Consider the following 12,671-nt stretch of genomic DNA (forward strand, 5'->3'; position numbering starts at 1 on the left):
GCACCTCCCGAAGATCACGTTATCGGGCGACGTGTCAGTTCTGTGGCAATTCGATTCACTCGAAGGCGGCCGAGAGCCAGTCGGTGACCGCTGCGCTCAGCTTCGCCCGATTGGAAGGTTTCACGATGTGGTGACCTTCGTCGGGGAACATGATGTAGTCGACGATTCCGCCGAGGTCGCGGACCGCTGCGACGAGTTGTTCGGATTCGTTGACGGGGACGTTGGTGTCGTGGGCACCGTGGACGACAAGCAACGGCGCAGACAGTGAGCTGATCCTGCGTAGGGGAGATAGCTGTTCGAGCAGAGCCCGATCGTGGATGGGATGGCCGTACTTGGGGTATGCGGCGGCGGCGATCCACGGTTCGGTGTGGTGGTAGAAGTTTTCGAGATCACTCATTCCGCAAATACTGACGCCCGCGGCGAACAGATTTGGATGGAATGTCAGGGCGGCGAGGGTGAGGTATCCGCCGTAAGACCAACCGGCGCAGCCGATTCGGTGGGCGTCGGCGTAGGAGTTGTCGATCAAGAATTGCACGCAATCGGCTACGTCGTCGATGGCGGCAAATCGACGTTCTTTGTCGTCGGCGTGGACGAAGGTCTTGCCGAATCCGCCCGAACCGCGAACGTTCGGGGCGAGCACCGTGATGCCAGCGGCGAGCAGCGGTGGGAAGAGTTCGCTGTATCCAGGTCGTTCCTGACCTTCGGGGCCGCCGTGCAGATACACCAGCGCCCCGGCACGGTCAGTTCGGTCGATGGGTTCGTACAACCACGAATGCAAGACGGTGCCGTCACGCGCCTCGATGGTGACCAGCGATGGATGCGACGATCCCGCGAAGCGGTTCGGGGCCCGTTCGATCGGCTCCCAGGTGCGCGATCGGGGATCGACCAATTCGACCGTTCGGGGCTGTCCGGGAGCCTGGACGGTCAGCGCGATCATGGAGCCGCCTGCGCTGATGCTGAGTTCGCTGGCTACCAGTCCCGGTAGCGGAATCGGATCTTCCAGGGTTTCGTCGATTAATTCGAGAATTTGTAATTCGCTGTAGCCGTGCCTATTCCACAGCAGTGCAACGGTGCTCAGGTCGTCGCTGACGGCGAACTCGTCCAGATCGCAGTCGGGGCGCTCGGCCACGACGTGGTACGAGACCCCGTCCTGGCTCACGGTCACCTCCAGCAGTCGAGCATATTCGCAGCCGTTGTCGCTGCGAACCATCGCACGCACATATCCTTCGGCACTTCCGAATCCGTATGAGCGTGAGGGGCGGTAGAAGCGCCAGGTATTGCCGCCGTCGGCGTGCTTTATCCTCCGGACGGCGTGGTCGTCGAGGATGACTCCAGCGTCGGTGGTGGATCCGGGATCCCATGGCAATAGACCTATTTCGGTCGAGCCCCGAAGGAGGTTGAGTTCGCGATAGCCGCGGGGTCCGATCCGGATCAACGCCGAGCCGGCCCAGGCATCGACGAGATGTCCGCCGGACCGACGGTCGAGCACTGTGGTGTCGCGGGTTGCTGGGTCGATGAGGCAGGAATGCCCGACTCCGTCTTCGCCGGTGACGGTGACGGCAACGAGAGTTCCGTCCCAGCCGATCAGCTCAGCCGTGCCGTTCTCGGCGGGGTCGATCCGGCGCGCAGCACGGTCGTCGGGATCGGTTGTGACGACCCAGATCTGCGACCGGTTCCCACCCCCTGGTGCGACTTGGCAAGCGAGCCAATGCCCGTCGGCCGAATGAATGATCCGCGTGACCGGACCGTCGACGGGGAGTTCGACGTCTCGAGACGAACTTGCGCGCCACCCTCGCAGAAACCGTTGGACCGCACGGGGATACCCACCGTCGTCGACGATGTGGGCAAATGCCGTCGCATCGGGTGACAGCGACGCGCCGTAGGTAGCGCGGTCCTCGACCACCGCTCAGGTCACCTCCGTACTTTGGAGCCACATTTCCAATACCGCGAGTTGCCACAGTTCGTTAGCGCCAAGGGTTGTGCGTGTGTCGTTGGGAGCCGACAACAACGCCGTCACGGTGTCAGCTCGATAGAGTCCGCGGTTTCGCGCACTCTCGTTGGTGAGTGCGTCGTAGACCATGTCGAGTACTGGCCCGTGCAGGTGACGGATCCCGGGCACAGGAAAGTATCCCTTGGTCCGATCGATTACTTCGGAGGGCAGCAATCCACGCGACGCGTCCTTCAGGACGCCTTTACCTCCGGATGCCAGTTTCAGTTCCGGCGGACATGACGCAACAAGTTCGACGAATTCATGATCAAGAAACGGCACGCGTGCTTCCAAACCCCACGCCATGGTCATCGTGTCGACCCGTTTGACCGGGTCATCGACGAGCATGACCGTGGTGTCGAGTCGCAACGCGGCATCGACTGCAGTCTCGGCGCCGGCAGCGGCCTGATGCTGTGCGGCGAACGCCCAGCTCGCGTCGTAATCGAGCGCGTATTCCGGCTGCAGTATGGCCAGCACGTCGGCATGTGTGCGGTCGAAGAAGACCTTCGCATAAGCCTCGGTCGTCTGTTCTCGGGCGACGTTGGCCAGTGGCGGGTACCAGTCGTAGCCGGCGAGGATTTCGTCTGCGCCTTGACCGGACTGCACGACTTTGACCGATTTGCTGACCTCTTCGGAAAGCAGGTAGAACGCCACACAGTCATGGCTGACCATCGGTTCGCTCATTGCCGCAATCGTTTTCGGCACTGCCGGCAGCAGACGCTCGGACTCGATATGGATACGGTGGTGGTCGGTGTCGAAAGTCTTGGCAACCAGATCCGAATAGGGATACTCGTCGCCGGATTCGCCGCTGGCAGAATCGAACCCGATGCTGAAGGTCGCGAGGTCGCGCTGGCCCTGCTCGGCGAGCAGGGCAACGACAATGCTCGAGTCGATGCCACCGGACAGCAGCACACCGACCCCTACGTCGGCAACCATCCGCCTCGACACGGCCGTGCGAAGGGAGTCCATCATCGCTTCTTGCCAGTCCACCGCGGTCCAGGCGGCGTGCGCGGGGTTTCGGCTGAAGTCCGGCGTCCAATACACGGTGTCGGTGGCGGTGCCGTCGGCTTGGAACACTCGCACTGTTGCCGGCGGCAGCTTGCGGATACCGCGATACATCGTCAGCGGCGCGGGTACGACGGAGTGAAAGCTCAGGTAGTGATGCAGCGCTCGCCGATCGATTTCGGTGTCGACACCACCCGCGTCCAACAAAGCACGCAAGGTCGAGGCGAAGCGCAGTCGCCCCGCCGATTCGGCGAGATATAGCGGTTTGATTCCGAGTCGGTCGCGAGCGAGCGTCACCACACCAGAATCGCGATCGGCTATGGCGAATGCGAACATTCCCTTGAAACGCTCCACGCATCGGGATCCCCAGCGATGAAACGCCTTGATGACGACTTCGCTGTCTGCATTGGAAAAGAAGCGATACCCGAAGCCTTCCAGGGCCTTTCGAAGCTCCTTGTAGTTGTAGATGCAGCCGTTGAATACGAGAGTGAGGCCGAGGTCGCTGTCGACCATCGGCTGGCAGCCGCGACTGGACAGGTCGATGATCGCCAGTCGCCGATGCCCGAAAGCGACCCGGCCGTGGGCAACGATTCCTGCCGAATCCGGTCCGCGCGTTGACATTGCGCCGGTCATCCTGTCGACCGCCGCAACGTCGGCTGCCCCGCCGTCCCAGCGCAATTCGCCACAGATTCCGCACATGCGTTACTCCCTCATGATCCAGGTGTCTTTGCTCCCACCGCCCGATGCGGAGTTGACGATGCGCGTGCCTCGCGCCGCGACCCGGGTCAGAGCGGCAGGCACCACATGGGCAACAGGCCCGGTCGTACTGGGGCGCAGATGAACAAAGGCCCGTAAGTCGACGTGATGGGGATACAACCCGTCTCCTTCGAACGTCGGATGCGTGGACAGCGCGATCATTTCTTGTGCGACAAAGCGTTCCGGTTGAGTCAGCAGCTCACGTCGACGTTCTTCGATGGCCGCGTCACTCGCATCGGGTCCGATGACGACACCCCGTCCTCCCAGACCGTCGACCGGCTTGACGACCAGATCGCCGAGATGGTCGAGGACGTAGTCGCGTTGGTCGCGTTCGGCACATATCCACGTGCGTACTTGCTCGAGCACCGACTCTTCACCCAGGTAGTACGCAATCATGTCGGGCACATATGGATAGATTGCCTTGTCGTCGCCGATGCCGTTGCCAAGCGCGTTGACGATCGACAACTTCTTCGACACGAGTGCCTCACGAATGCCCTGTCGCAGTGGCGCACCCGAGTGATCCGAGGTCGAGAGCAGCATGTCCTCGTCCATGCGGGCGTAGACGACGTCGACAGCGATGGCTTCGGAATTGCGGTGGCGGAACAACTTTCCGTCGCGGACCGATAGATCCGACGGTCGCACTACCTCGATCCCCATCTGATCGGCGAGAAAGGAATGTTCGTACCACGCCGAGTCTTCCCAGCCGGCGCTGAGCAGAATCACTTCAGGATTGTCCTGGCTATGCAACGGTGCCGCCGCGCGCAATGTCTCCCGCAGCATCTCCGCCACGTGGCCCAAGTCGGCAACGTCGGCAGGAGAAGCCAGTTCCGGGGCATGCTCGCAGAGCAGGCGACGATTGGCGATTGCATAGGCAACGCCCGATGGAACACGCAGATTGTCTTCCAGCACCAGCCAATTCCCGGCACGATCGCAGACCAGATCGACTCCCGCGACATGAGCGCGCAGGGCGTTTCCTACGAGTCGACCGGTAGAGCGAAACCCGGACGCCCGATCGAGTGCTTGGAGCGGGACGACGCCGTCGGACACGATTGCCTGCTCGGTGTAGACGTCGCGCAAAAATGCATCGAGCGCCCTGACCCGCTGCTCGACGCCGTGCGCGATATGGCTCCATTCGTTCGCGGAGATGATGCGCGGGACCAGATCGATCGGAAAGACTTGGGCGCGGTCCTGTCCGGAAACGCGAAACATGATGCCCTCGGCACGCTGCTCATGTTCGATGTTGTTCTCTCGCTCGCGCAGCGCGGGAACGTCGAGCCGGGCGATCGCGGCAAGAAGCTCCCGGTACGCGGGCCGAGGGTTGCCCGCATGATCGATCGCCTCGTCGAAGCCGGCGGAATCGCCGGACGATGTGGGGTGATACCCAACCAGCAGCGTGCGGTCCTTCTCGCTCGCGGAAGGAGGACTCGGCGCCCGTCCGGCTGTCTCGGCGATCAGCTGGTCGACGACGTCGGTCAATCGGCCGCGGCGACGCAGAGCCGTCCTTTGTCGTGCTGCCGATGTGCCAGCCTGAAGCGCCTGCCTTGTCAGTTCCGATACCACGTCCCAATCGCCGGCAGCCTCGAGCTGCGGTCGTACCGAGTGGACCAGCTGCCACACGACCTCGGACGCCGGTCGGCTGACCGGACCGGTCAGGTCGACGAGGTCACCCTCCAAGCCGGAGCGAGCCGCACGCCAGAGAGCTGCGCGACCTAGCGGGGGAGTGAGGCCGCGCGGCGGGATTCCAGCGCGTAGCGCAGCGAGTTCACGGGTGACCAGCGCGCGAAATAGTCCTGCAACCAACACGATGGTGTCGACCAAAGGGCAACTGTCACATACCCGTAGTTCGACCGTCGGCGCAGAGTTGGACGGCCGAACATCGAAATACACCATTCCCGCATCGGCTATCACCCCACTGGAGACCAAGTCGTCAACCAACGCGTCGTATTCCGCGGCCGTCTGCGCAGGGGCAGCAAGACCGGTCGTCGGCCAGCGCTGCCAGATCAAGGTACGAGCGCTCGAATAGCCGGTGTCGGATCCGTCCGCCCAGAACGGTGAGCTGGTACTCAGTGCCAGCAGGATCGGCAAATCAGGTGCAACTCGACCGGCCACCGCGACGGCCTCGTCACGATCGGCGACACCGACGTGCACCTGAGTGCCGCATATCAGCTGTTCGCGCGCGAGCAGTTGGTAGTCGGCGAGCATGCGACGATACCGCGCGGTCGGCGTCACCAGCATCTCCGCAGGTACCGACAATGGAACGGCGCCCGCAGCGACAATGCTGAGTCCGAGCCTCGACGCAGCCTCTACCAGCACCGACCTGCGGTTCTGCAGATCTGCACGCAACGATTCGAGGCTGTCGGATACACCGGTGTTTATTTCGATGACACACCGTTGCAGCTCCGCGACGTAGCCCTCAGGAAGTCCGCTCAACAACTCCGGCGCACGCGGGGCTAATCGTCGAGTGGTGGCGTCGACGATGTGAAACTCTTCCTCGACCCCCATAGTCGGCGACCTGATGTCCAGGTCCACCTCGGGTTTGCCGGACATTACGTCGCCACGATGATCGAACTCTGCAGCTTCCAATAACCAAATGCGACAGCGCGGCACTCGGATCGTCGGTCACCGCGAGGCTGTTTCCTCAACCGCGCTCTTCTGTAACAGCCGCTTCGGGCAGGCCGCGGGACTGGGCGATCCGGCCGATCCCGCGAAGGAACGACGACCGAGTGCGAGCTTGGAAACATAGGCGGGAGTATTCGGAGGGGCCCGGTGCGAGTCACATGGTTCGAATACCCAGTTGGGCCGCGATTTATTACGCGACGCGCCTTCAGAACAAGCCACATCGCGCGCCGGGGCACGTTCGACTATGCAGCGATGCAGTCCGCCTACGAATCAGGTGCTGGCACAGGCTCGCACCCGCCCGCTAGGACGGACGCGCATACGTGCTAGCTGCGGTCGTATCGAACTCATAGGCGACGAACGGCTCATCGCCAACCACCCACGCGTCGTGACCAGGTTCGATGGCATAAGCGTCGCCAGAACCGACCTCAGCCTCGGTTCCGTCCTCATGCGCTACGTGGATGCGCCCGGAGACGACCACTCCGAGGTGCCGCGTCTGGCAGCTGTCTCCGCCGACAACGGGTTTGATGCATTCCGACCACCGCCAACCCGGTTGTGCGGTCAAGCGCGCCGCCTTCGGGCCGCCGAGATCGACAACGTCGATCCTGGTTTTGTCCGGTGTGCGGGTTTCGTCGGGGGAGTCGAAGTTGCGTGACGTCAGGGTGGACATGGTGTCTCCTCGGTACCGTCCCCGACCTGCTCAATCGTCCGCCTAATGCCGCCTCGGTGCAATGCGTCGCCGATAGGCTTGGCACGTGACTGTGAAGCATGGCGGCGTTCGTCTTGCCGAATTGGTTGCCGCGTTGTCCCTCGGAATCGATCTCGGATTCGGGCAGCCGATGGAGCATGTCTTGCGTCAAACGCTGATCGCGCTCGCGTTGGCCGAGCGGATGGGACTGGACGAGACCGATCGTGCGGCGGTCTATTATTCGTCGTTGCTGGTCAACGTGGGCTGTCACACGGATGCTCATGAGCAGGCGAAATGGTTCGGGGACGATATCGCGCTCAAATCGGGCAAGTACGACCACGAGATCGGCACCCTGCGCGAGGTCGCGGCCGGGTTGCGACTAATAGGGGCTGGGAATCCTCCGCTGCAACGGATCCGCGTCGGCCTGGAATTCGCAGTATCGGGTGCACGTGAAATCAGTGCCATGATCAGCCATCATGCCCAGTTGGCCCAGGTCTTTGCTCAGCGATTGTCGTTGCCTGCCAGCGTAATCAACGCGCTCGGTGCGTGCTACGAGCAGTGGGACGGCCGCGGAACACCCGGCGACCTTGCGGGCGAGCAGATTCCGATCGAAGCGCGAATTGTGCAGATCGCGGAATTCATCGAGGTCGCCTTGCGCACCGGTGGCCTCGCAGCGGCGACCGAAATGGCAAACAGGCGCGGTGGGAAGCAGTTCGACCCAGCGCTGTCGAGGTTGATTTGCACAGCGGGAGAACATATCTCGTCTGGACTGGACACGGTCCACACATGGGATTCGGTCATCGAATCCGAGCCGGCACTTGCCGTCGTGCTGTCACCGGAGCAGTTCGACAGCACGCTTGTCGCGATCGCTGACTTCGTCGATTTGAAATCGCCTTACACACTTGGCCATTCGCGGGCGGTTGCCGAACTCGCATCGAATGCGGGCGAACGACTCGGGGTGCCTTCCGATGATGTTCGGTCGCTATTCCGGGCAGGGCTCATCAGCGGGTTCGGCCGTCTCGGCATTTCCAACGCGATCTGGGACAAGGCCGGTCCACTCGGGATGGGTGAGTGGGAGCGGGTCCGCATGCATCCGTATCTGACCGAGCGAATGCTCGCGCGTTCGGACGTTCTCGCGCCGCTGGGCAGAGTTGCGGCACAATTCCGAGAGCGCATGGACGGCTCTGGTTACCCGCGCGGACTTGCGGGATCGGCGATCTCGACCCACGCGCGCATTCTCGCGGCTGCCGATTCCTATCAGGCGATGTGTGAACCTCGCCCGCATCGATCGGCAATGACCCCGGAATTGGCCGCACAGAACCTGCGAGCTGAGACTGCGGCAGGTCGATTCGACCCGGATGCAGTCGAGGCCGTGCTCGGGGCCGCGGGACATCGCACACGACGCCGAATCGAGGGTCCTGCTGGGCTTACGGCCCGTGAAATCGAAGTGCTCAGGCTCGTCGCCCGCGGATTGTCGAACAAGCAGATCGCCGACGAGCTTGTGATTTCGAAGAAGACCGTTGGTAACCATGTCGAGCACGTCTACACAAAGATCGATGCGAACAGTCGCGCCGCCGCGGGGCTCTTCGCAATGCAGAACGGACTACTGCCCGAGTAGTCGGGCGAATAAATGGGGTTAACGCCTCATGTGGCGACAACGAAGCACTCGTAATGTCGATTCCGAACCAAACCGGCATGCGGCGCAAGGAGTCTCGCGATGGGTATCTACAGTTCGCAACTATTACCTCGACTGATCGATGTTGCCTGTGGGACAAAGGACACTCGTCCTATTCGAGACAAAGCGTGCAGAGGCTTGCGCGGGCGTGTCGTCGAAATCGGATTCGGGTCGGGCCACAACATCGTGTTCTACGGATCGGAGGTCGAACAGGTGAGTGCCGTCGAACCCTCCGATGTCGCGTGGAATCTCGCGTCGAAGCGAATTGCCGATTCGCCTGTTCCCATCGAGCGGGCCGGACTCGACGGACAGAAACTGCCCTTCGCTGACGCGTCCTTCGATTGCGCACTGTCGACCTGGACAATGTGCACCATTCCGGACGTCGCGTCGGCCTTGCTCGAACTCCGTCGCGTGCTGAAACCCGATGGTGCACTGCACTTCGCCGAGCACGGCCACGCTCCGGACGAAGGCGTGCAACGGTGGCAACGTCGGCTCGATCCAATGGAGAAAGCGATCTTCGGCGGTTGCCATCTCACGCGCAACATTCCTCAACTACTCACAGACGCGGGATTTGTGATCAAGGAACTCGACCAGTTCTATCAGGCGGCGACGCCGAAACCCATGGGCGCGCTTTCAGTCGGCTACGCGGTGGCGTCATGACTACGACGGACGTTGCAGCGCACTATGTTCGCGCGAACGGGATCGACATTCACTACACCGAAATAGGTGCGGGCGAACCAGTCGTCCTTCTTCACGGTGGTTTGGTCTCCACAAATCCTTTATGGGATCGGACACCCATATCGTTCGGGTCGTTCCTGCCGTCGCTGGCCGAGCGTTTCCGCGTCATCGCCCCTGACACTCGCGGTAGTGGGCGGACAATTCATCGGGGTGGATCGGTCTCGTTCTCGACCCTGGCCGACGACGTCGCCGCCTTGATCGGCGAGCTCGATCTGGACCGGCCGACGGTGTGTGGGTTCAGCGAAGGCGGAACGACGGCGACGGTTGTCGGGATTCGCCACCCAGGTTCGGTGCGAGCGATCGTCAACGATGCAGGCCACGATCTGCTCAACCCGGACTCGCACTCGTTCCCCATAATGCGGCAGATGCTTGGCGGCGCTCCGGATGCAACGTCCGGCGATCCCGATGCGGCCGCACTGTTCTTCGAAACGTCGGGGATGGGTTCGTTCTTCGACATGATGGTCGCGGACCAAGACGGCGCACAAGGGACAGGGCACTGGCGCGAGTACTTGAGGCAGGCCTTCGAACGAACTGCCCATTGGCCCGGCTACGCCTATGACGACCTTCGGTCGATCACTGTCCCGACGTTGGTCGTGTTTGGTGACCGCGACGACTTCTGCACGGCCGAGGACGGGGTAGCCACGTTTCGCGCCTTGCCGAATGGCGAGCTGTCGGTTGTTCCGAATACCGGTCACGCCATCACGGCCGACGTCATGGCGGTCATCGATCGATTCCTCGATCGCCACGCTGGATGAGTTTTTGGGCAGATTGGTAGCGGACGCACGATCAGCGGGAGGGCGGCAACAGAAGAGTGGCGACGCTCGGCAAGACGATCTGCTGGAGCGGGACCACCCGGGCTGTGACGGTGAGCGGTGTCGATGTGGCCAAATGCTCACGTGCAGCAGCGGATGCGCATCCGACGAGTGCGAACGTGAAGACGGTCACCACTACGTCGACGGGAGCTGCAGGTGGTGTAATCAATCGTTCGGACAGCTGCGTGTCGTAGGCGGCCGGTAACCGGTACCGCCGTGCTCGCCCCGGTAGTCATTGACCCATGCGAGGTGACTCGAGACCGATGCGCATAGCGGTGGTGGAAGACGACGACGGCGTCGGGGACGCGCTAGTGGATGCGTTGACCGAGGTGGGGCATGAGCCTGTCCGTATGCGCCGCGGCACCGATGTTCTGCTCGGGCACCACGAGATGGACGTCGTACTACTGGATCTCGGATTGCCGGACATGGACGGCCTCGAGGTCCTGCGCAAACTACGGACCTTGAGTTCGGTTCCGGTGGTGGTGCTGACCGCCCGGGACGACGAGCGCTCGGTGGTCCGGGCATTACGCGGCGGCGCGGACGACTACGTCGTCAAACCAGCTCGACTTGGGGAGTTACACGCGCGACTCCAGGTTGCCGCCCGGCGTCGCCATACGACGAGCGATTCCGCTGCCGACAAGCTCGTGCTCGGCGATATCGTCGTCGATCTCGTCGGCCGCAGCGTAGAAGTGAACGGGCGGCGTGCGGCGCTGACAACCAAGGAATTCGAGCTGCTGGCTAATCTGGTCACCCGGCGTGGTGAAGCAGTCAGTCGGGAGCAGTTGATGGACGCAATTTGGGGTGACGCATACGTCGCAATTTCGCGGACCCTGGACGTGCACATGACGGCGCTGCGCTCGAAACTCGACCGACCGGGCACCATCGTGACCATCCGCGGCTTCGGCTACCGCTGGGTTACCTGACGTGCGACGCCGTGTGCTGGTGGTGCTCATGATCTACTCCACCATTGTCGTGCTCGCGCTGTCGGTGCCCTTGGCAGTTCTCGTCGGACGGGAAAGAGTGCAGCGTTTCAGCGAAACCCGTGCCGCGGCAGCAACGTTCTTCGCCGAGTTGAGTTCGCGTGAGGACGAATCCGGCATACCTCGGATCCAAGAGTCCGTGCAGCGCTACAACAGCCTGTACGACGAGGGGATAGCGATCGTCGACCGAACCGGGGCTGTCCGTGCTTCGGCGGGCCTGAACGTCGAGCGAGCTGACGTGCAGCAGGCCATCGCGGGGGCTTTGCGTAACCAACGTGGTTTCGTCCCTTCGGGTTTGACGCCGTGGTCGCAGCCTTCGGTGTTGTTTGCAGCACCGGTCGGTGGCGGAACGCAAGTCGACGGCGCCGTGGTGATTGCGGCTTCGACCGGTCCTGCACGCAGGGACGTCGCGCTGGCCTGGATGGTTATTGCTGGCAGTGCCCTGCTGATTTTGGTCACCGTTGCGGTGATCGCCGCGGCGTTGTCGCGCTGGGTGGTTCGTCCGCTGACTGCACTGTCGTCGCGTGTCCATACGTTCGGGGACAAATTCCACGACCAGGTGTCGATCGAAGAGTCTCGAAGTCCCGAGCCGCCCGCATATGACGGGCCGCCCGAGGTTCGAGAACTGTCCGGCGCATTCGACGCGATGGCAGAAGACGTCGAGTCGGCAACGACCGCGCAGCGACGGCTGGTGGCCGACACGGCCCACGCTCTCCGTAACCCGCTGGCAGCGTTGCGGATTCGGCTTGACATCCTAGGGATGAGGGTGCCGGACTCGGCAGCTTCGGCACATTTGAAGACGACTCTGGAGGTCGATCGGCTGACTACCATCGTCGAAGATCTGCTTGTCCTGGCCGCTGCCGAGACACCCGCCCACACCCAGTCCGCCGGATGCGATGTGGGCGCGGCGGTAGCAGAGCGAGTCGAATTCTGGTCGAGTGCAATGACGGTGGCCGGGATAACCCCGAGGATCGCAGGGTCCGATGAAACCCACCTCGCTGCACTCCCGCAAGACGACCTGATCCGAATTCTCGACGCGCTACTGAGCAACGCGACCAAGTACGCCGGTGCCGGTGCGGAGGTCGAGATCGGCTACCGATCGCTCGAACATGAGGTCGCGATCTTCGTTTCCGATACCGGACCCGGCGTGCCCGCCGAGGAGCTGCCGAACATCGTCGACCGGTTCTACCGGGCCGCGAGCGCCCCGGGCACAGGCACCGGTCTCGGTCTGTCGATTGTCCACGCGCTGACTGAGCGGGCAGGCGGAAGTCTCCAGGTCAGTGGGCGTCGACCATCAGGACTACGGATCGAACTCCAGCTGCCGAGGACCGACGCGCTTTCCTAAGGGAGTGTTAGGAAATCCGAAACAGCTTGGTTATGGGGTGTGCCGGCGGTCACAGTAGGAGGGCTTCGG

At 62.6% G+C, this 12,671-nt stretch carries 10 protein-coding genes; 5 read left to right on the forward strand and 5 right to left on the reverse strand.

Annotation, left to right across the window (positions count from 1 at the left end; translation table 11 throughout):
• Positions 1-55: 55 nt before the first annotated feature.
• The 4 genes from FGL95_RS25200 to FGL95_RS25215 form a co-directional block, all read right to left on the reverse strand.
• Positions 56-1,903 carry an alpha/beta fold hydrolase gene (locus FGL95_RS25200; RefSeq protein ID WP_169592444.1) on the reverse strand — a complete coding sequence of 616 codons (1,848 nt, stop codon included), beginning with the start codon at positions 1,901-1,903 and terminating at the stop codon, positions 56-58.
• Positions 1,904-1,906: 3 nt separating this feature from the next.
• Positions 1,907-3,691: an N-acetylglutaminylglutamine amidotransferase gene (locus tag FGL95_RS25205; protein WP_169592447.1), complete on the reverse strand. Its 1,785-nt coding sequence runs from the start codon at positions 3,689-3,691 to the stop codon at positions 1,907-1,909.
• A 3-nt stretch (positions 3,692-3,694) separates the two neighbouring features.
• Positions 3,695-6,295 carry a carboxylate--amine ligase/circularly permuted type 2 ATP-grasp protein gene (locus FGL95_RS25210; protein WP_240963288.1) on the reverse strand — a complete coding sequence of 867 codons (2,601 nt, stop codon included), beginning with the start codon at positions 6,293-6,295 and terminating at the stop codon, positions 3,695-3,697.
• Between the two features lie 373 nt (positions 6,296-6,668).
• Positions 6,669-7,034: a cupin domain-containing protein gene (locus FGL95_RS25215; protein WP_169592450.1), complete on the reverse strand. Its 366-nt coding sequence runs from the start codon at positions 7,032-7,034 to the stop codon at positions 6,669-6,671.
• Between the two features lie 85 nt (positions 7,035-7,119).
• On the opposite strand from FGL95_RS25215, the gene FGL95_RS25220 reads away from it, so the two are divergent.
• The 3 genes from FGL95_RS25220 to FGL95_RS25230 all read left to right on the forward strand — a co-directional run bounded on the left by FGL95_RS25220 (position 7,120) and on the right by FGL95_RS25230 (position 10,220).
• Positions 7,120-8,670 carry an HD domain-containing phosphohydrolase gene (locus FGL95_RS25220; RefSeq protein WP_338080015.1) on the forward strand — a complete coding sequence of 517 codons (1,551 nt, stop codon included), beginning with the start codon at positions 7,120-7,122 and terminating at the stop codon, positions 8,668-8,670.
• 99 nt (positions 8,671-8,769) lie between these two features.
• Positions 8,770-9,387 carry a class I SAM-dependent methyltransferase gene (locus tag FGL95_RS25225; RefSeq protein WP_169592451.1) on the forward strand — a complete coding sequence of 206 codons (618 nt, stop codon included), beginning with the start codon at positions 8,770-8,772 and terminating at the stop codon, positions 9,385-9,387.
• Positions 9,384-10,220 carry an alpha/beta fold hydrolase gene (locus FGL95_RS25230; protein ID WP_169592454.1) on the forward strand — a complete coding sequence of 279 codons (837 nt, stop codon included), beginning with the start codon at positions 9,384-9,386 and terminating at the stop codon, positions 10,218-10,220. Before FGL95_RS25225 ends, FGL95_RS25230 begins: the two co-directional genes overlap by 4 nt.
• Positions 10,221-10,251: 31 nt before the next feature.
• Here FGL95_RS25230 and FGL95_RS25235 read toward each other — a convergent pair whose 3' ends face one another.
• Positions 10,252-10,413, reverse strand: a complete 162-nt coding sequence (locus tag FGL95_RS25235) for a hypothetical protein (protein WP_169592456.1) — start codon at positions 10,411-10,413, stop codon at positions 10,252-10,254.
• 127 nt (positions 10,414-10,540) lie between these two features.
• Between FGL95_RS25235 and FGL95_RS25240 the strand changes: the two genes are divergently transcribed.
• Positions 10,541-11,200 carry a response regulator transcription factor gene (locus FGL95_RS25240; protein ID WP_169592459.1) on the forward strand — a complete coding sequence of 220 codons (660 nt, stop codon included), beginning with the start codon at positions 10,541-10,543 and terminating at the stop codon, positions 11,198-11,200.
• A gap of 1 nt (position 11,201) precedes the next feature.
• Positions 11,202-12,602 (forward strand): sensor histidine kinase, encoded by a 1,401-nt coding sequence (locus tag FGL95_RS25245; RefSeq protein WP_338080016.1) that lies wholly within the window; start codon positions 11,202-11,204, stop codon positions 12,600-12,602.
• Positions 12,603-12,671 lie beyond the last annotated feature (69 nt).

This window comes from Antrihabitans stalactiti (assembly GCF_012932915.1).
Classification (GTDB): domain Bacteria; phylum Actinomycetota; class Actinomycetes; order Mycobacteriales; family Mycobacteriaceae; genus Antrihabitans; species Antrihabitans stalactiti.